The sequence below is a fragment of the Acinetobacter sp. WCHAc010052 genome (assembly GCF_002165295.2).
In the GTDB taxonomy this organism is placed as follows: domain Bacteria; phylum Pseudomonadota; class Gammaproteobacteria; order Pseudomonadales; family Moraxellaceae; genus Acinetobacter; species Acinetobacter chinensis.
Genome location: NZ_CP032143.1, coordinates 1319375 through 1339665, shown reverse-complemented (window position 1 = coordinate 1339665; position 20291 = coordinate 1319375). Strand labels below are relative to the sequence as shown.

Below are 20291 nucleotides of genomic sequence, written 5' to 3'. Positions count from 1 at the left end.
CAAGTAGCTAAGCGAGTAGTTAAAATCAACTGATGAAGATAATTATTAATTAAATTCAATAATTAAAAAAACTAATAGATCGCCATATGATTGCGGTGAATCATTTCAAGAGAACGGGCTTCTCCAAGTACCTGATGTACTTTGTCAGATGCCAGACCTTTAACGATTTCTGCAGAACGGGAACTGAAATTGACCCGCCCTACAGCAACACGATGTCCATACTGATCCACACATTCAACCACATCACCACGCTCAAAGTGACCTTCAACCGCTTTCACACCCACAGGTAAAAGGCTGCGGTGATTTTCTTTGATCGCTTTTACAGCACCATGATCAATCACCAGGCGTCCTGCAGTCTGTAAATGCGCAGCAAGCCACTGCTGATGAGCCGTCATTCTGTCATTATCTGTGATAAACAGCGTACCCAGCATCTCACCGCCCATCAGACGGGAGAGCACGTGATCACTGTCGCCACTGGCAATCAGAGTTGGACAGCCTGACTTGGCAGCCAGACGGGCAGCACGAACTTTGGTCAGCATACCGCCACGTCCAAATTTTCCACCGCCACCTGCCATATCAAACAGGCTTTCATCAAGCGCACGAACGGTATGAAACAGTTTAGCGTCAGGGTTGGAACGTGGGTCTGAATCAAACATTCCCTGCTGATCTGTCAGAATAATCAGCAGATCGGCATGTACCTGGCCTGCAACCATCGCAGCCAGTGTGTCATTATCACCAAAGCGGATTTCATCTGTAGACACCGTGTCATTTTCATTGATCACAGGTATAACCCGCCATTCAATTAAATGCTGTAATGCATCACATGAGTTCAGATAGCGACGACGGTCAGCCAGATCATCATGAGTCAGTAAAACCTGAGCTGTCTGAATGCTGTGTTTATCCAGCACACTGGACCAGGTGTGGATTAACCCCATCTGACCAATGGCAGCACAGGCCTGAAGACTGGGTAGATCGGTGGGTCGGTTTTCCAGCTTCATTCTGACCATCCCTTCCGCGACAGCCCCTGATGAAACCAGAATGATTTCATGACCTGCACTGTGCAGGTCTGCAATCTGTCTGGCCCAGTGCGAAATCGCATCCAGGTCCAAACCTTTGCCATTTGCTGTCAGTAAAGATGATCCGATCTTGACTACGATCCTTTTACAATCCTTGAGCTGACGCTGCCCATCCACCACTTCTATCATCTTGTCCTCAGTGACTCTTTTTATACCAGGAGATTAACGTACGTAATGTACTTCCACTTCGCCGTCATCTTCATCATCGAAGTCATCATCATCGTCCTGCCCTGCAAGGCGTTGCTGACGACGCATTTCACGATACGCTTCTTTTGCAGCAATCGTCTGTTCACGGGTTTCAACTTCAAGCTGATCACGGAATGCTTTCACTTCTGCTGCGTATTCCGGATCTTCCTCTTCACGCTCACGCTGCTGTTCAATCTGATCCATCAGGTAGTAAACAACCTGTTTGGTTCCTTCTTCGAGCAGACCAGATGTTTTAAATACAGGTCCATCCCACTGAAGTTCATCCAGAATATGTTTACACCACTCTTCACGGCTTTCTTCTGCGATCTGATCCAGCTTATTCAGTACCAGCACAACAGGCAGTTTCGCCAGTGTCGGAGAGAATTTTGCCAGCTCAGCAACAATTGCCTTAGCATTGTGAGCAGGGTCTGAACCATCAATTGGCTGAACATCCACAATATGTAGAAGAATACGGGTACGCGCCAGATGTTTAAGGAAACGGATCCCAAGACCAGCACCCTCAGCAGCACCTTCAATCAGTCCTGGAATATCAGCCATAACAAATGAACGGTGACGATCTGCATCCACTACACCCAGGTTTGGCACCATAGTTGTAAATGGATAATCTGCAACTTTAGGTTTTGCAGCAGAAACAGCACGGATAAATGTGGATTTACCGGCATTCGGCATACCTAGAAGACCAACATCAGCCAACACTTTCAGCTCCAGGCGAATTTCACGGAATTCACCTTTGAAGCCATGTGTACATTTACGTGGAGAACGGTTTGTGGATGATTTGAAATGAGTATTACCCAATCCACCATCACCGCCCGCAGCGACCAGAACTTTCTGACCATCTTCAATCAGGTCACCAATAATGTCGCCAGATTCTGTATCTACGATGGTTGTTCCTACAGGAACTTTCAGAATCACGGATTCACCACCACGACCAGCACAGTTTGCGCCTGCACCATTTTTACCGCGTTCAGCGCGGAATTTACGGGTATAACGATAATCTACCAGTGTACTGGTGTCGTCCTCAGCCTGAATATAAATGCTGCCACCACGACCACCATCACCACCATCTGGACCACCAAACGGTACGAACTTCTCTCGGCGAAAACTGGCTACGCCATTGCCACCGTCGCCAGCCTCTACGGTAATGACTGCTTCATCAACAAAGCGCATATTGCCAATCCTCTAAAAACTTTAAAAACCGCCTATTCTGCCATATTTTAAAGTTTTTCTCGAATAGATTTATTCAGCTCAGACTGAAATATGATTCATTTTATTTATTTTTATCTGTTTTAAATTTTTCTGACCGCCATTTGACTGAATAAAAGTTCACTCTGACTTTTTGAAAATGCCCCACCTGATGATAAAACAGTCTGTTTGCAGTAAAAATCATGCGAATAATGTTCAGAAGCAATCATCCAGCTGCCCATACTTCAACCATGTAACCCAGACTGCTGTTTTATTTCATTAACTGCGCTTTATTATTTAATATTTCAGGTAAATTCCGTTCTATCCAGCTGATCAGAATATTCACTTTCTCTGCTGTCTGAGAACCAGTAAATGTCAGCTGATACTCTACTTTTGGTGGAACAACGGGATACACTGTTCGCAGCACGAGCCCATCCTGTTCAAGCACTTTCAGGGTCTGCGACAACATTTTTTCACTGACACCATCAATTTTCTGTTTCAGCTCACTGAAACGATGAACCCCCTGACTTAAACAATGTAAAACCAGCAATGACCACTTACTGGTAATATGTTCAAGCAACTCTCTCGATGGACACTCACTGGACAATACCTGCCCAAGTACCTGACTTGTTGCATACTGGCTCATAAACGGGTTCTCATTTGATTAAAATGCTTACTTTTAAATATAAACTTTCAATAAGTAAGTTAAATGATTATTTTTTAAACATCAAGCTGAATTATGATTATTTCTCCTACTGTTTAAGGATGGATATTACGCACAGGTAATGCCATCTTCATCTCCAGTGCAGCAACAGTATCCCGTACATCATTTGTCATTACAGCATTAAAACCTGCAATATTCTGCATACTGACAGGATCATTGAGATTCAGACGTGGCGCAAATTTATGCAGCACCGTTAAACTTACAGGCTCATCAAACTCCAGATCAACCGGACCATCAAATGCAATTCTGATCGGAACCTGATAGGTTTTCTTTAACTCAAACGGCACATCCAGTCGGACTGGAATATCGAGATTTAAAGGAAACTCAGGTAAAAGCCTGTTCTGATAAATCAGATCAGTCGTTGTGTTCAGTGGCATACTCTGATTGATATGAATGGTCGTCTGATAATCAATCTGCACCGAAACAGGAACTTCCACCTCAAAACCCAGTTTTGCCCTGTATTTTCCTTTTAAAGGCAACAGTAACTTTTTATCCACCGTCAGCTGAGTATCCACCTGCCCAAGCGAAGTTGCCTGTAAGTGGTTAGCCACATTGATTCTGACCGGCAAGGAATGTGGTAACTGAATATCTGCCTGCTGAGCACTGACACGCATGGAAGCAACAACATTCAGATACAGCCAGAATAAAAATGCAATCAGCAATCCTGTCAGAATAAAACTGATCATCCACAGCTTCGGGGAAGAAAATATTCGCATATCACTTCACCTGAACAGCTTCAGTTTCAGCATGTTTTGATGTTGCTATACGCACTGAATTTAATGGAATACGCAGCTCACCCTGCCTGATTTTGACTGGAAGTGTATTCTGAACATCAACCGAAGCATTCAAGGCAGATTTCACCGGCACATTCAAATGACCACTCACAGGAACTTTGGTTTTCAGTGTCGTCTTTAAGGGAATATGCAGATTTTCCTGTAGCTCCACTCTGACAGGTGCATCAAACTTCAGATGTACTTTTTGTGCAAGGGGGACATTCAGCTCAATCGGAACATCCAGATTGATCGGAATGGTTCCCTTCAGTGGCAAAGTAATCTCTTTACCCAGGATGGTTGTCTGCACTGTTGTGTTAACGGGCATATCCTGCCTGATTTTTAAAACCTCACGGACTGGAATCGTGGTTTTAATCGGCACCTGATTATCAAAATATACACGAGGAGTCAGAGTCTGCTTCAGTGGAATATTCAGTTTTTCATCAATCGGAATTTCTGCATTGATCCGACCTGATATATCTACATCCAGTGCATCTTTGACATGAACCTGCGCCTGGAGGGGTTCCTGTAAATCAATATTGACCTGCTGATTCTCTAAAGGAATATAAATATTGAAATGCTTAAAAGCCCAGATTCCCAATACAATTCCACAGATACTGGTCAGCAGAATAAATACAATAATGCTCAATACATTTTTCAGTTGCAAAACTTATCCTTAAGTTCCATTTCCTTTCATTATTTTAATTATTATTGTGAATTGAATCGCTTTTTTATGTATAAGAGTCTATTACATTTGTACACTCCTCTGTTTTACTCTGAATAACTGATTTTCTGAATCTCCCTGTCTCAGCCCGTATACCTCAGACATACGCCATATTTTTATTCATAAAAAAACGGGCAAAAAAAAGAGCCTCCGAAGAAGCTCTTTTTTATTTAAAGATTATGCAGTTTTTTCTGCAGGAATCTTAGGATAGCTTACACCGCCCATCTGTTCTGCAATACGCAGTACCTGGCAGCTGTAACCTACTTCATTGTCATACCATACATAAGCAGTCAGACGGTTGCCTGAAGTGATTGTTGCCTGAGCATCAAATACACCTGCTGTACGTGAACCAATAAAGTCAGAAGATACAACTTCAGTTGAGTTGGTATAACCAATCTGACCCTGAAGGCTTGAGCTGATAGAAATCTGACGGATGTATTCGTTCACTTCATCACGATCAACTTCTTTATCCAAAGTTAAGTTCAGAATAGCAAGAGATACGTTAGGTGTTGGAACACGTACTGAGTTACCAGTCAGTTTGCCCTGAAGTGCAGGAAGTGCTTTAGCAACTGCTTTAGCCGCACCTGTTTCAGTGATTACCATGTTCAGTGTTGCAGCACGGCCACGACGGTCAGCTTTATGATAGTTATCAATTAAGTTCTGATCGTTTGTGAACGAGTGAACTGTTTCAACATGGCCATTCAATACTGTGTATTTATCATGTAAAACTTTCAGAGTTGGAGTGATGGCATTGGTTGTACAGCTTGCTGCTGAAATAATCGCATCTTCATCCAGGATGTCTGTCTGGTTTACACCATACACAACGTTCTTCATGTCACCTTTACCAGGTGCAGTCAGAATAACGCGTGCAGCGCCAGGGCATTTCAGATGCTGTGCAAGACCTTCTGAATCACGCCATTTACCTGTGTTATCAATCACAAGTGCGTTTTCAATACCGTAAGCTGTGTAATCAACTTCAGTCGGGTTCGACGCATAAATCACTTTAATGAACTGACCGTTAGCAATAATTGCTTCGTTTTCTTCATCAACAGAAATAGTGCCTGAGAATGGACCGTGAATTGAGTCACGACGTAACAGTGAAGCACGTTTTTCCAGGTCACCATCAGATGACTTACGAACAACGATTGCCTTTAGGTTTAAGCCACGACCAAGACCAGACTGACCAATCATCAGACGAGCCAGAATACGACCGATACGACCAAAACCGTAAAGTACAACATCACGACCTTCTACAGAAGTCGCACGACCTTCAACTGATTTAACTGAAGCTGCAACAAAAGCATCAACATCGCCACCCTGCTCTTTGAAAGCAACGGCTAATTTGCCCAGATCAATCTCAGCAGTGCCAATATTTTCAATTTTAGCCAGCGCTTCAAGAATCGGGAATGTATGTACAACTGAAAGTTCAACATCCATCATACGGGTGAAACGATGCGCTTTAAGAATCTGGATTACTGAACGGTTAACCAAAGAGCGTCCAAACACTGAAACCACAATATTTTTTTCACGGTAAAGCTGACCAATCAAAGCGATCATTTGTTCCGCGATTTCTTCACGGTTTTTCCAACGACCCTGGTGCTCTGCGTGTAGGGCGATGATAGTCTCTTTGCTCACAGAAACGTCCTCTAATTAATTGTAAATCTAGGCATAAAATTCAAAACCCGACAATTGTAATGGAATTATCGAAAAGTTTGAATCAAAAGCTGTTCAAGCGGTGCTTATTTTCCCATATATTCACTATAAATTTTAAAAATACTTGTAATTATTTTTATGATTTTCATATACCGATCATTTTACTGTTTTTTTCATACGTCCATGTCATCAAAAAAGTCTGATCCAACAGAACCAGGAATCTATCAGGACATCATGCTGTCTGACTGATTCTGTATTTCTTTTTCAACCTTTGAGCCTTCAGAAAAATTCAGTTCATAATTAAATTTTGCATTGAACACTTCCACATCAAAATCCAGGAAAGATTCGGGCAGTTTAATCACAACCGGCAAACGACTCAGCCCATTTTCCCCACATGGAAATGCAAAATGACGTGCTGTTTCAGTAAAGCTCAGCATACTCTCTGTTTCCAGATGAATCATGTTATGGCGTGTGGCTTCAAGCAATCGGCGTATGTCGGTGAATATCTGCCTTTTCAGTAACTGCATTTCCTCACTGATCTGCTGTATATCTTTTTCATACTGGTCACTTTTAATCATTCTTTTAAACAGAGAATTTCTGGCTTCTGAAAGCTCTCTCCGCAATTTATTCAGGCGGATTTTCAGTTCTCGGTATTCCGGCAAGCAGATATTCATGATCTGAATCATGCCCTGAACAGGTCCGGTTGATTCACTGTGAGCATTCTGCCATTCAGATGCAGTCGCAACAGAAAAAATCTGTGCACGGCGCTTTTGCAGTAAACGCACCAATGAGACAAATTTATATTCAAATGCTTTTATTCCCTGACTGGACTTTAAAGCAGGCTGGGCACAGAACACCCGATAATAAGCATACATTTCTGTAAACAGGCGGTTCAGATTCCAGTAAAGCACGGCTGATTCTTCAGCAGAAAATATATTGTCTTTCAGCTGATCTGCCAGTGGAATCAGCAGTTTTTCAGTCAAAGTGTTTTCCAGCTCTTTCAGATGCTGCTGTACGAAAACATCCGAACTTTTTTCTTCCAGATGTACCGACTCAGTCAGTAAAGGAAAAATGGTCTGTTCACAGATTTCATTCATCTGCTGAATCTGCTCAAAAGCTTTCGGGCTCAGTTTTACAACACTTTCAGGGAGCGTCTGCAATAATGACTGAAATCTCTCCATATAATCATTTTCAAGTGATTTTTCAAGATCCAGCACGAGTACACAACATTCCATCCCTCTTGTTCTGTCTGTTTCCCTGAGAAAACGGCTGATTGAATAAGGATTCTGTTCAATATCCGTACTCGGTGCAATGACAAAAATATAGTCGGAGGATCTGATCAGTTCTACAGGTTTCAGCTCCTGTTTTCTGTTCAGGGAATAACGAAAAAAAGGGTGCTTTTTCAGCTCCTGAATTTCTTTGAACTGTGGTTTTATAGAAGGTACCGGCAGCTGATAGCGCAGAAAAACATCAACAATAAAATGCCTGATCTGATCTTCTGTCAGCTCTCTCTGACCTGTGGGTGGCACTATGGTCATGGCATGAACAATCTGTGCTGCCTGAATCAGATATGTTTTCAGCAACAGGTTTTTTTCCCGCCATCCTGACTGATCTTCCTTCATCTGCAACTGCCTGATTGCTGCAACACCCTGTTCCAGACACGATGCAACAGCCATAGCATCTGAACTGAGTTTCATTGCCTCAAGATCCTGGTTCAGCTGATCCGCGAGTAGTTGTAACTCTGTATTATTGACACAATGTTTAAGAATATTTAAGGCAGTCGTAAAACTGTAACTGAAACTGTTGTCTTCCCTGTCCCAGACAATTTCTTTGGTCTTTAAAAACTGCTGATTCAGCATATCCTGAATGGCTGAATCCTGTCCTGAAAAAACGTTTTCAAGCACACTTTGCCAGCCAGGCTCAAAACCTGGCTCAAGTTGTAATAATTTTTCCCGGATATGAAATGGGATCATTGCTGGCTGCATATTAATTTATCCCCGGCTGAATTATTTTAGATTATCTTTTTTAAATATATTCATCATGTTAGTGAATCAATTACTTATTTTCAGTAAGCAATGAAACACAGATTTTTCTATTCAATCAAATAGCACAATGAATAGCTTTTTGCTTTATTTTTACGACAGAATGCATTTTCCTGACGACACAAGGTATTTTATCTAAACCCTTAATTTATTTATGACTTTTGCTTCACTGCTCAGTTCTGTTCATCCTTATACTGAACAGCTTTACATTCCAGTTCCTGTGATTTCTGTCTTTGTCTGAAAATGTGCAGTACACCCTCAATAACCAGCAGTAAAACAGCAAACCAGATTGGAATATAGGTCAGCCACTCACCTGCTTCCACCCGCTCTCCCAGAACGATTGAAGCCAGTGCAAGTAACACAGGTTCCAGATAACTCAACAATCCAAAAATGACAAATGGCAGATAACGACTGGCGAGAATATAACTTCCCAGTCCCAGCGCACTTAAAAAACCGAGCACAATAATTGCCCAGATCAGATGTGGAAAAGCAGCAATCAGTCCTGTTGAATCACTCAGGCTGAACCCAAGATAGACCGCGACGGGCAGAATCAGAAACAGATCCCACCAGAAACCGCCTAAATGATCTGTTTTAAAATAACGTCTTAAAAAGAAATACAGAGGATACGCTAGAGCCACATAAACCGTTTCCCAAGCAATACTGCCTATACGCCATATTTCATGCGCAACACCAAGTACTGCAAAAATCACAGCCGCAAGCTGCCATCTGGACAATTTTTCTTTGTAAACCAGGCAACCGACCAATACCATAACTAAGGGAAGTAAAAAATACCCCAGAGATACCTGAAGCCCCCGTCCATTGATGGGACCCCACAAAAAAAGCCACAACTGAGTCGTACAAAGCAACGAGCTGAAAAGCAACCAGATCAAAAAAAACGGCTTATCCAGTATCCGCCTGAAAATGGACTGGATATTTTTAAGATCACCTGACCACCACATAAACAGGGTCAGAAAAGGAATTGTTGCAAACATTCGCCAGGCAAAGGTCTGCTCACTGTCCATCGGTTTCAGGTACGTTGTAAAAAAATACAGAATCCCAAAAGTCACAGATGCCAATACAGACAGCGCTACGCCTTTATACATCTTTGACTCCTGAGATATGGGGCAGATCAGTATAATGGCTTTAAAGCAACTAAAACATGAATATTCAATTTAAATTATATTCCAGGACAATAAAGACTCCTGAATATAAATCAATCCATTATTAAAACTGCTGCTCTGTTTCCTTCAGCAATTTCAGTGACTGCTTTGTCCGGATCAGGTCTTTGGTATTATAACCCTGCGACTGAGCATACTGCAGGTATTCGTTGAGCTTGGCTTCATTCAGATCTGGTGTTCTGGACAGTACCCACATGTATTTACGCTTAGGCTCTCCCACCAGTACAGTCTGATAATCATCATCAATCTTCAGAATCCAGTAATCCCCTCTGGCAACCGGCAACCAGCGAACCACTTCGGGTAGAAAGCTGACTTTCAGCTTACTGTTAAACGGTGCATTCTGAATAAAAGCTTCACCTTTGACCTGGTTGACTGTGCCATCCTCACTCAGACAACGATTCAGCACATCCACATTGCCATTTTCATTTAAGGTATAGGTTGCCGTGACATGACGGTCACACTGTTTCTGAAAATACATAGGTTTACGGGCAATTTCATACCACACCCCTAAATAGCGGTCTATTTCAATTTTATCCACGGTTGTTAAAGGTCTGGACTGTGCATAACTCACTGCAGCTATTCCAAGCCCTGCCAGCAGCACGCCACCAACCGCAATTTTTGCCAATGTATAACCTGCACGAGGAATATTTTTCGTTATCATGATATTACCTGTCTGATTCCAGCTTATTTAAACTGATGTAACTATCATTAAAATAACGATTATTTTTTCCTCATACTGTATTGTTATGTAAGATGTCTGACAATCTGAAAATTATTGCAGCATTTGTGCTTTCAGGCGGACAATTTCATCCCTGAGTTGGGCTGCCTGCTCAAACTGCAACTCTCTGGATGCTTTAAGCATATCTTTTTCGAGTTTTGCAATATGCTTCGCAAGCAGTTTAGGATCTGAAAGCAAGTGTCGTTCATCAGCAGTGAGCACGTTGTTCTGCTCTGAAGCCCCGACTTCGATCTGTTCATCAGTCAGCACTTCGCCCGTATCAATTTCCTTAATAGCCTGACGTTTTGCACTGCGTGGAATGATGCCATGTTCTTCGTTGAACTGAATCTGTTTCGCTCGGCGACGGTCAGTTTCATCAATTGCTTTCTGCATCGAATCAGTCACACGATCAGCATACAGAATCGCTTTACCTTTCACATGACGTGCGGCACGACCAATGGTCTGAATCAGCGAGCGTTCCGAACGCAAAAAGCCCTCTTTATCTGCATCTAGAATAGCAACCAAAGACACTTCAGGCATATCCAGACCTTCTCTCAACAGGTTAATGCCAACCAGCACATCATGCACACCTGTCCGAAGTTCATGAATAATTTTGACACGTTCAACCGTATCAATATCTGAATGTAAATAAGCTACTTTTACCCCATATTCCTTTAAATACGAGGTTAAATCTTCAGCCATTCGCTTAGTCAGGGTTGTGACCAGTACACGTTCATCCAGCTCCTTACGGATATTGATTTCTGACAGGACATCATCGACCTGGGTGAGCACCGGTCGAATTTCAATCGTAGGATCAACCAGACCTGTTGGACGTACCACCTGCTCTGCAACCTGCTCAGATTTTTCCAGTTCATAAAGGGCAGGCGTTGCACTGACATAAATCGTTGACGGTACAATCCGCTCCCATTCTTCAAATTTCATTGGACGGTTATCCAGCGCACTCGGCAGACGGAATCCATAATTCACTAAGTTTTCTTTACGTGAACGGTCGCCTTTATACATGGCACCAATCTGAGGAACCGTCACATGCGATTCATCAATAATCAGTAAAGCATCATCAGGAATATAGTCAAACAGCGTTGGTGGTGCTTCGCCTGCCGGTCGTCCTGATAAATGACGTGAATAGTTTTCAATCCCGTTGGTATAACCCAGCTGCTGCATCATTTCCAGATCATAGCGGGTTCGCTGTTCAATCCGCTGTAATTCAATCAGTTTGTCATGTTCTTTAAAAAATACCTGACGTTCTTTCAGTTCTTCTTTAATTGTACCGATTGCCCGTTCAAGATTGTCTTTGGGCGTGACATAGTGACTTTTAGGATAAATCGTCACTCTTGGTACTTTGCGTACCAGTTTACCGGTTAAAGGATCAAACCAGCGAATCGAATCCACTTCATCATCAAACAGTTCAATCCTGATGGCATACTGGTCGGATTCAGCAGGAAAAACATCCAGGATTTCTCCACGGATTCGATAAGTACCCCGCAAAAATTCCAGTTCATTTCGTGTGTACTGCATTTCCACAAGCCGACGGATCAGATCATCACGGTTGATTCTGTCTCCCTGAACCACATGCAGCAGCATGCTCATATAAGCATTCGGATCGCCCAGACCATAAATGGCTGAAACCGATGCCACAATAATGGCATCCCGGCGTTCCAGCAATGACCGGGTCGCTGAAAGACGCATCTGATCTATATGATCATTAATGGCTGAATCTTTTTCGATAAATGTATCTGAAGATGGTACGTAGGCTTCAGGCTGATAATAGTCATAATAACTGACAAAATATTCAACAGCGTTATTTGGAAAAAATGCTTTAAATTCACCATACAGCTGAGCTGCCAGGGTTTTATTATGCGCCATGATAATGGTTGGTCGCTGCGTTTGCGCAATCACATTTGCCATGGTGTAAGTCTTACCGGATCCTGTCACACCCAATAACAATTGATCGTGTAAACCTCGATTTACCCCATCAACCAGTTTTGCAATCGCCTGTGGCTGATCCCCTGCGGGTTGATAATTTGTCACAAGTTCAAAAGGTTGGTTTTCACTCACAATAATTCACTCTTTGACCAGGCTAAGAAGCACAGGATAGTTTAACAGAATGTCACGCAAACTACGGTTTACACTGTTTTTTAATGGGGCTTTTTACACAATATTCAACAAATACCCTTGACCCTTTTTTATTTCGATAGCAACATTGAAACAAGCCGGCTAAAAGATTGAAAACATGACTTATCAATATCATGATGAAAGCATAATCAAAGATTTACCTGAAGATACAATCTTTGTCTTTGGAAGCAATATGGCGGGTACTCACCAGGGGGGGGCTGCGAAAACAGCACTGTTACACTTTGGTGCGACCAAAGGTGTCGGACGGGGCTGGGCAGGACAAAGCTTTGCCATTCCAACCATGAATGAACATCTTCAGCAGATGCCGCTTTCACAAATTCAGCATTATATTGATGATTTTAAAATCTATACCAGAAACCATCTCAAAATGAAGTATTTCATCACTTCAGTTGGTTGTGGTGTTGCAGGCTACAAAGTCGAAGAAATCGCTCCAATGTTTAAAGGAATTTCACGTAACGTAATCTTCCCTGTCTCTTTCCGTCCATTCGTGGAAAAAACTTTACCGAAACTGACTCAGAAATTTCTGCAAAGCATTCTCAGCAATGAAGTGATCTTTCATACAGTCGAAGAAAAAATTCAGACTTTAGATTTAAGCGATGCAGAAAAGACCCTTGCAACGATTGTGATCAATACCCCAATGTATCCAACCGACAGTAACGGTCGGGATCGCAGTTATGAAATCAGCGATATTTTAAATACACTCAAAAGCAAACATGTTTTAACAGATGACATTCAGAGTGATGAAACCAGGACTTTGGGTGGTGTGATTTTAGCAATTTTAGAGTTGTATAATATCAACGAGCATGATTTTATAGAAACGTGGAATGCTCAAAAAGAAGTGATGCCACCAAGAGCTGCACATCGTGCAAAAAAATAACTGATGCTGATAAAACGGTTTGAACAAAGCAGTTTTAACAATAAACAATACTGGTGAGAAGGAAGAATATTATGGAGGAAGTCGATTTATCCATTTTTCACCTATCTCCCATGGCGATGTGGATTCAGGACTTCAGTGCGGTCAAAAAAATCTTTCAGCAATGGACAGATGAAGGCATTGAAGACCTGGAGCAATATCTGCTTGAAGACCCCGAACGCTTACAGCCCTGTTTAATGGCAATTCAGACCATTCAGATCAATCAAAGTACCCTTGATCTGTATGAAGCTTCAGATTTAAATGAAATTTTACAAAGCTTTGCAAGCTTGCATGCAGAAAAAGTCAGCATAGAAAAAGTTAATTTTTTTGTTGCCTTATGGAACCGAAAAAACCAATGCATTTGCCCTTCTGTCAATTACACCTGCAAAGGCAAACAAATTGATATTCATCTTAAAGCCAGTTTTATGCCTGGACATGAAGATGACTGGGAACGTCTGTTACTCACGACTGAAAATATTTCAGATTATCAGAATGCCCGTAGATTTGCTGAGTCCTTGTTTTTACACTCCCCTACAGCATTATGGGTCAGGGATTGCAGTCAGATCAAACTGATATTTGATCGTTTGAAGCAACAAGGAATCAATGATTTAGACAATTATATGATCCGACATCCTGACTTTGTCAGAATGTGCTTTGAAAGCGTTCAGAATATTGGTGTAAATCAGGCACTTTTAGAACTGTTTAAAGCCGACAGTAAGCAAAGTTTCCTGCAAAATTTATGGCAGATTTTACGTGAATCAAGTCAGCAGAATTTCCATACCCAATTACTGGCACTTTGGAATGGTGAACACCAGCAAACCCGTGAGTGTGAATATCAGACCCTTGACGGTGATATTCTCAATATACGCGAGCAACTGGTGATTTTTCCTCATTCTCACCATAACTGGGATACAGTGCAGATCGCCTTTACAGATTTCTCAGAACGTAAAAAATTAGAAAATCATTTACTTCATGTCAGTAAACATGATCATTTGACCCAACTCTATAATCGTACTTTTTTTAATGATGAAGTCATTAATATACAGGCAAAAAAGGATCATCCTGTTTCCTGTATATTTTTAGACATTAATGGCTTAAAAGAAATTAATGATGTCTATGGGCATGATCAGGGCGATCAGATATTAAGACGGTTTGGTAAAATTTTAAAAACATCACTTACACAAACAACTTTTTCAGCTTCCCGGCTGGGGGGTGATGAATTTGTCATTCTGATGCCCAAAGCAAAACAGACGCAAATCATTCGATTATTAGATCGGATTCGCTGTGAACTTGAAATTGACCAGATCAAACATCCTGATTTTCCAATTCATGTTGCGATGGGTTATGCAACTACACAACAGGATGAAAGCATAGAGGAATTACTCAAAAGAGCTGATGAAATTATGTATCGCAATAAACAGGCTTTCTATGACGCATCTTTAAAAGATTAATTTTGAAATTAAGAGCAACTCTTAAAAATTCAGATATCCATTAAAACGTTAAAATTACAATCAGCTAAAAGCACGTATTATCAATCTAAAGCGTATTAAAAGACTTTGATCTGTATTACTTTTCAACCTGAAAATATTTTATCTCCTGACTTATAAATCTTCTTTGCATAAAAATAGGCGCATTCAGCACCTATTTTTAATTCGCGTCTAAATTAACGCTTGCCCATCGAACGACGTGTACCTCTTGGAGGCATCCATGTCCGGTCTGCATAACGCTGTGGTTTTGGACGCATGTCTTCAATTTCCTCGTCCGCAGGTGTAGCATCATTCACTTTCTGCACTGGAAAAGGTAAGTTAACCAATGGCTTTTTCTTGGGAGTATTTTGGGTGGTCATGTGATTCACTCAATTTCAGCTCGCTATATTGTACGTAAATTTGCATCCTGATGCGAGTCAGGCATGCAGTAATGGATAAATTGATTTTTTGAAACAGATTTTTTCCATTTTGATTCATTTTTTTAAACATTTCTTCATATACTGGGCGACGTAACACACCGTTTTAGGCTAAGATAGTGTGCTTTTATTTTTTTATCCCTATAAGAAGGAATATTGCCGTGGACGTACGTCTCTCTGATCGTGTAAATGCCATCAAACCGTCCCCAACACTTGCTGTTACCAACAAAGCTGCTGAATTAAAAGCAGCTGGTAAGAACGTAATTGGCTTGGGCGCCGGCGAACCAGATTTTGACACTCCGCAACACATCAAAGATGCTGCTATTCAAGCGATTAACAACGGTTTTACAAAATACACCGCTGTAGATGGTACGCCAGGCCTTAAAAAAGCAATTATTGCTAAATTAAAACGTGACAACAATCTTGAATATGCTGCAAACCAGATCCTGGTTTCTTGTGGTGGTAAACAGTCATTCTTTAACCTTGCGCTTGCTTTGTTAAACAAAGGCGATGAAGTGATCATCCCTGCACCTTACTGGGTAAGCTACCCAGACATGGTGATCATCGCTGAAGGCGTACCAGTTGTTGTGAAATGTGGTGAAGAACAGCGTTTCAAAATCACGCCTACGCAACTTGAAGCTGCAATCACTGACAAAACCCGTTTAGTGGTGTTAAACAGCCCTTCTAACCCTACAGGTATGATCTACACTAAAGCTGAACTGGAAGCTCTGGCTGAAGTTCTTCGTAAATATCCTGAAGTGTTTATTGCTTCTGATGATATGTATGAACCAATCCGCTGGGATGATGAGTTCTACAACATCGCAACTGTTGCACCTGACCTTTATGACCGCACGATCGTGTTAAATGGTGTATCTAAAGCGTATGCAATGACTGGCTGGCGTATTGGCTATGCAGCAGGTCCTGCAAAACTGATTGGCGCAATGAAAAAAATCCAGTCTCAATCAACTTCAAACCCAACTTCAATTTCACAGGTTGCTGCTGAAGCTGCATTGAATGGTCCACAGGACGTTCTTCAACCTATGATCGAAGCATTCCACCGTCGTCATGACTTAGTGGTAAATGGCTTGAACGACATCAAAGGTATCACTTGTCTGCCTGCTGATGGTGCATTCTATGCATATGCAAACATCCGTCCATTAATCCGTGCTAAAGGTTTAAAGTCCTGCACAGAATTCTCTGCATGGTTACTGGAAGAAACCGGTGTTGCTGTTGTTCCTGGTGATGCATTCGGTTTAGGCGGTTATATGCGTATTTCTTATGCAACTGCTGATGAAGTTCTTGTAGATGCACTTGCGCGTATCAAGAAAGCTGCTGATTCAATCGAAGGCGTTGATGCTGCGATTGCTTCAATTGCTGCTGAAAAATAATCTGATTTAAATATCAGAATAAAAAACCCGCGAATATCGCGGGTTTTTTATTAACAGACCGAGAACCTTACTTCAACTTCTTGTACAAACCTGTCGAATCAGCTGAAACTGCTTTGTTCAAATGCTGACTGTCAGATGAAGACCTGATCACCAAAGCGATCCCAGCCAGAACAATGACTGCAGAAATAACAACTCTGAAACTCAGTGCCTCGCCAATAAACAAAGCTCCCCCCAAAATAGCCAGACATGGTACTGACAGTTGCACACTGCTGGCTGTAACACGATCAATCTGCTTCACTATGGCGTACCAGAGTACATAGGCACCACTTGAAGCCAGACCGCCCGACAACAGTGCTAAAAGTACGCCCTGCGGCTTGATAAAACTCTGTGTGTAAAAAACCAGATATGCCAGCAATACAAAAGGAATCGCAAGTACAAAATTCCCCAGACTGCTTGCCAGTGGATTATGCATATTTTTTCCTGTGATACTGTACATTGCCCATCCGATACCCGAAAGTACCATCATTGCAGCATAGCCCAGATGAGGTGCGGATGCTCCAGGCAATAACAAAATCAGAATCCCCACAATCGCAATGACCAATCCTGTACCGCGACGCAGATTTATCCTCTCACCGTGGCATAAACCATAGCCAACCATGCTGAGCTGAACTGTGCCAAAGAGAAGTAATGCCCCTACACCCGCATCAATATGCAAATAAGCAAGGGAAAAAGCGATGATATATAAGGCGAGAAAAAATCCATTTTTCACGCTCCATTCGATCGTTGCCTGGTTTGAAGAAAACCAATACAGTCCCCACAATACTGCTGCACCACTGCATACACGAATCAGACTGAAACTCATAGGATCAATCTGCTGTTCAGCAAGTGCTAAACGGCACAATACAGAGTTTGCAGCAAATGCCAGCATGGCAATCACTATTTTAAGCAGCATGTCTGAGCATCCTTATTCAACAGCCTGCTTTAGATATATCGAATATATCTTATTAAATCTATAGCATTTTTCTCATCAAACTTATCAATAGTACTGATGTAAAACACAGCTTCAGCATCACCATCAGCTCCTTCTCTTATTGATCCGAAGAAAACAGCGCAACCACCTCCGCCTCAGTCATCTTTTGAGTTCTGTTTGAAAATGAATAAAACTCAGGTTTATTGTCAATATAAATTTCCATATCAAGCTTCAGATCCTCAGGCGCTTCTTCTAAAGAAAATACATTAATATTACAGTAACTTTGATCTTTGGTCCGCCAGAAAAGATTGGTACCACAGGCATTACAAAATCCGCGCTCACCCCAGTCAGAAGAACTGTATACAGACAAATATTTCTGTTTGTCAAAATTCAGGCTACCCTGAACCGTATCCACAGTCATAATGACACCACTGGTCTGCCTGCGACAGATTGAACAATGGCATACATGCACATTATGGTCTTTCAGCGTAACGGTAAATGCAGTCTCACCACATACACACTGTCCTTTCATTTTTATTCTCAACTGTTTGATATTCATATCAGTAAATTACAACAACTATGTACATCCTCCAACAAGTTAAATTTGCTGAATAAACAAAAGTGGACTTCATTCCATTTCGCTGAAAATATGTTCCTGTTGTAAATAAAGGATTAAGCCTAATGCTTAGGCTATTTAAAATTCAGCTTAATCATGAATCTGCACTTTTAAGACCGTGATATCTACAGTATGCTGAAACCCATACAATCACCCTCTATGCAGCCCTTTCTGTCAGTAAATAATCAAACAGGTATTTTGATTCATTTTTTATTTGAAAAATAAAATAATTTGATTTCTAATAAAATTTCAATAACTTAATTATAATATTTGGAAAAATATGCGTTATAAAATTATTGATGTATACCCTTTGAATAATATCCACCGCTATATTGCCAGATGTCTGAAAAATCAGACACCGCAGTTCATTGTGATAGAGACATCAAGGACGCTGTGCAAAGAGCTGGATATTATTGATGTTGATCTCAGCAATTCAAGTGCAACCTGGGCTACAGGTGAAAAAATTGAGTTAAAAATTATTCATCGCTCAGATCATATCGAAAAATTTTATCAGATGAATCACTGATCCATTTTCCATCATGGTTAAAACAGTTTTACGATATAAATCAGTATATTTTTCATTTTTAATATAAGCAGTACTCACAAAATAAATTGACAGACAGTTCTGTATCTCCTATTTTTATCAAAAGGTTCCTTTTTAGAACTTACATAAGGATAGCAGCATGAAACACCCAAAAGAAATGACTGGACTTGAGTTTTTACAGGCAATGATCGATCGTCATATCCCTAGAGCCAGTATCAGCGAAACTATCCCCATGGATTTGCACTCTATTTCAAAAGGTGAAGCAAGCTTTAACGTCAAGGCTGACCATCGTCATTTAAATCCGCTCGGTGGGGTTCATGGTGGCTTTGCTGCCACCGTGCTTGATTCTGTAACCGGTTGTGCTGTACATACCACACTGGAAGCCGGTGTCGGATATGGCACGATTGATCTGAATGTAAAAATGTGCCGCCCCGTACCTAAAGACAAAACGCTGCTGGCGGTTGGTAAGGTCATCAATTTAAGTAAAAATCTGGCAATTTCAGAAGGTCAGCTGATTGATGAAGATGGCAAACTGTATGCACATGCCACTGCAACCTGCATGATTATCCATCCATAAATTTACTGTTATAAAGGGAAGGATAATACTTCCCTTTTCCCCCAGAAAAACTAAGCAATACCGTTTAAAAATTGCTGTATATACTGAAGAACTTCTGCTGTTTTTTCTTTATGCGGCATATGAAATGCCCCTTCAACTATCCGCATTTCAGTCTGAACCGGGATCAGCTCTGCATATCTTTGTGGGTGCAGCAGTGAACCATACTCATCATGCTCCCCATGTATGACTAAAGCGGGACATTGAACCTGCTGTAACTCAGTATCTATGGTCCACTCTGCAAACGGCTCAGACAACCAGGTATCCACCCATGCACTCAGTACCCACTGAGCTTGTCCGCCATGGTATTTTTCCAGTCTGGAGAACTGTTGCTGATCCTGAAATGCTTCATTTGCCAGAATAATGCCTTTACGTGTTCTGTCTTCTACAAAAGCCTGCGCTGACATCGTCACTAAAGCCATACAGCGATCTGGATACTGTGCCGCACAGCAGACAGACATTCCACCACCAACGCTATGCCCCATGACAATAAATTTTTCAATTTCAAAAAACTGACAAACCGCATGAAATGCTTCAGACGCTTCAGTCCTTACAAAGTCGGTTCGTAATAGCTCCTGGCAGGCACTTGAACGCCCAAAGCCATAACGGTCATAAGCCACTACATTTCTACCCGTTACCTGTGCAAGCTGTTCTGGAAAATCACGCCATAATGCTACACAGCCAAGTGAATCATGCATTAATACAATCGGAACTGTAGTCAGATCTGTAACCTGCCATCTCCTGGCAAACAACTGACCTGACTGAAAAGGAATCTGAAAATCTGTAACTGACATATCCATGCCGATGTATTCCCTGCAATAAATTTAAAAGCTCAAACCAGCTTAATCAGTTGTCTGCTCTGTTTCAAGCTGACTTTCTGTACCGCAGGTTCACGCTGTCAAACTGACTGCAGAAA

General features: G+C 41.6%; 19 protein-coding genes. 5 read left to right on the top strand and 14 right to left on the bottom strand.

The features are described 5' to 3' along the window. Positions 1 to 71: 71 nt before the first annotated feature. The 10 genes from proB to uvrB all read right to left on the bottom strand — a co-directional run bounded on the left by proB (position 72) and on the right by uvrB (position 12350). On the bottom strand, positions 72 to 1205 hold the full coding sequence (gene proB / locus CDG61_RS06695; RefSeq protein WP_087550859.1) for a glutamate 5-kinase: 1134 nt from the start codon (positions 1203 to 1205) through the stop codon (positions 72 to 74). Between the two features lie 33 nt (positions 1206 to 1238). Beyond that, the gene (cgtA, locus tag CDG61_RS06690) at positions 1239 to 2450 is read right to left on the bottom strand and encodes an Obg family GTPase CgtA (RefSeq protein WP_087550858.1); all 1212 of its coding nucleotides are present in this window, start codon (positions 2448 to 2450) and stop codon (positions 1239 to 1241) included. A gap of 286 nt (positions 2451 to 2736) precedes the next feature. After that, positions 2737 to 3111 (bottom strand): winged helix-turn-helix transcriptional regulator, encoded by a 375-nt coding sequence (locus CDG61_RS06685; protein WP_087511363.1) that lies wholly within the window; start codon positions 3109 to 3111, stop codon positions 2737 to 2739. Positions 3112 to 3224: 113 nt separating this feature from the next. Continuing rightward, positions 3225 to 3899: a hypothetical protein gene (locus CDG61_RS06680; protein WP_205671803.1), complete on the bottom strand. Its 675-nt coding sequence runs from the start codon at positions 3897 to 3899 to the stop codon at positions 3225 to 3227. 7 nt (positions 3900 to 3906) lie between these two features. Continuing rightward, positions 3907 to 4626, bottom strand: a complete 720-nt coding sequence (locus CDG61_RS06675) for an MFS transporter (RefSeq protein WP_087550856.1) — start codon at positions 4624 to 4626, stop codon at positions 3907 to 3909. Positions 4627 to 4860: 234 nt separating this feature from the next. Next, positions 4861 to 6318 (bottom strand): glyceraldehyde-3-phosphate dehydrogenase, encoded by a 1458-nt coding sequence (locus tag CDG61_RS06670; RefSeq protein ID WP_087550855.1) that lies wholly within the window; start codon positions 6316 to 6318, stop codon positions 4861 to 4863. A gap of 242 nt (positions 6319 to 6560) precedes the next feature. Then, positions 6561 to 8321 carry a hypothetical protein gene (locus CDG61_RS06665; protein ID WP_087550854.1) on the bottom strand — a complete coding sequence of 587 codons (1761 nt, stop codon included), beginning with the start codon at positions 8319 to 8321 and terminating at the stop codon, positions 6561 to 6563. Between the two features lie 230 nt (positions 8322 to 8551). Further along, entirely contained in the window at positions 8552 to 9481 is a 930-nt protein-coding gene (gene rarD, locus CDG61_RS06660; protein ID WP_087550853.1) for an EamA family transporter RarD, read from the bottom strand. 121 nt (positions 9482 to 9602) lie between these two features. Beyond that, a complete protein-coding gene (locus CDG61_RS06655; protein ID WP_087550852.1) occupies positions 9603 to 10217 on the bottom strand; it encodes a lipocalin family protein in 615 nt (204 codons plus the stop codon). Positions 10218 to 10328: 111 nt separating this feature from the next. Continuing rightward, positions 10329 to 12350 carry an excinuclease ABC subunit UvrB gene (gene uvrB / locus CDG61_RS06650; RefSeq protein WP_087550851.1) on the bottom strand — a complete coding sequence of 674 codons (2022 nt, stop codon included), beginning with the start codon at positions 12348 to 12350 and terminating at the stop codon, positions 10329 to 10331. A gap of 175 nt (positions 12351 to 12525) precedes the next feature. Between uvrB and CDG61_RS06645 the strand changes: the two genes are divergently transcribed. Both CDG61_RS06645 and CDG61_RS06640 read left to right on the top strand, forming a co-directional pair. Beyond that, positions 12526 to 13305 carry a hypothetical protein gene (locus tag CDG61_RS06645; protein ID WP_087550850.1) on the top strand — a complete coding sequence of 260 codons (780 nt, stop codon included), beginning with the start codon at positions 12526 to 12528 and terminating at the stop codon, positions 13303 to 13305. A 71-nt stretch (positions 13306 to 13376) separates the two neighbouring features. Further along, positions 13377 to 14792, top strand: coding sequence for a GGDEF domain-containing protein (locus tag CDG61_RS06640; RefSeq protein WP_087550849.1), 1416 nt, complete (start codon positions 13377 to 13379; stop codon positions 14790 to 14792). A gap of 212 nt (positions 14793 to 15004) precedes the next feature. On the opposite strand, the gene CDG61_RS06635 is transcribed toward CDG61_RS06640, so the two are convergent. Further along, positions 15005 to 15187, bottom strand: a complete 183-nt coding sequence (locus CDG61_RS06635) for a hypothetical protein (protein ID WP_087511344.1) — start codon at positions 15185 to 15187, stop codon at positions 15005 to 15007. 218 nt (positions 15188 to 15405) lie between these two features. Here CDG61_RS06635 and CDG61_RS06630 point away from each other — a divergent pair, with 218 nt between their 5' ends. Continuing rightward, complete coding sequence (locus tag CDG61_RS06630; RefSeq protein ID WP_087550848.1) at positions 15406 to 16632, top strand: pyridoxal phosphate-dependent aminotransferase; 1227 nt, start codon at positions 15406 to 15408, stop codon at positions 16630 to 16632. A 67-nt stretch (positions 16633 to 16699) separates the two neighbouring features. Here the strand turns inward: CDG61_RS06630 and CDG61_RS06625 are convergent, their stop codons facing one another. Next, positions 16700 to 17584, bottom strand: a complete 885-nt coding sequence (locus CDG61_RS06625; protein ID WP_087550847.1) for a DMT family transporter — start codon at positions 17582 to 17584, stop codon at positions 16700 to 16702. A 136-nt stretch (positions 17585 to 17720) separates the two neighbouring features. Next, positions 17721 to 18134 (bottom strand): GFA family protein, encoded by a 414-nt coding sequence (locus CDG61_RS06620; protein ID WP_087550846.1) that lies wholly within the window; start codon positions 18132 to 18134, stop codon positions 17721 to 17723. Positions 18135 to 18498: 364 nt separating this feature from the next. Here CDG61_RS06620 and CDG61_RS06615 point away from each other — a divergent pair, with 364 nt between their 5' ends. Next, positions 18499 to 18744, top strand: a complete 246-nt coding sequence (locus CDG61_RS06615; protein ID WP_087550845.1) for a hypothetical protein — start codon at positions 18499 to 18501, stop codon at positions 18742 to 18744. Positions 18745 to 18901: 157 nt separating this feature from the next. Beyond that, positions 18902 to 19339, top strand: a complete 438-nt coding sequence (locus tag CDG61_RS06610) for a PaaI family thioesterase (protein WP_087550844.1) — start codon at positions 18902 to 18904, stop codon at positions 19337 to 19339. A gap of 50 nt (positions 19340 to 19389) precedes the next feature. Here the strand turns inward: CDG61_RS06610 and CDG61_RS06605 are convergent, their stop codons facing one another. Further along, the gene (locus tag CDG61_RS06605; RefSeq protein ID WP_087550843.1) at positions 19390 to 20175 is read right to left on the bottom strand and encodes an alpha/beta fold hydrolase; all 786 of its coding nucleotides are present in this window, start codon (positions 20173 to 20175) and stop codon (positions 19390 to 19392) included. Positions 20176 to 20291: the final 116 nt, after the last annotated feature.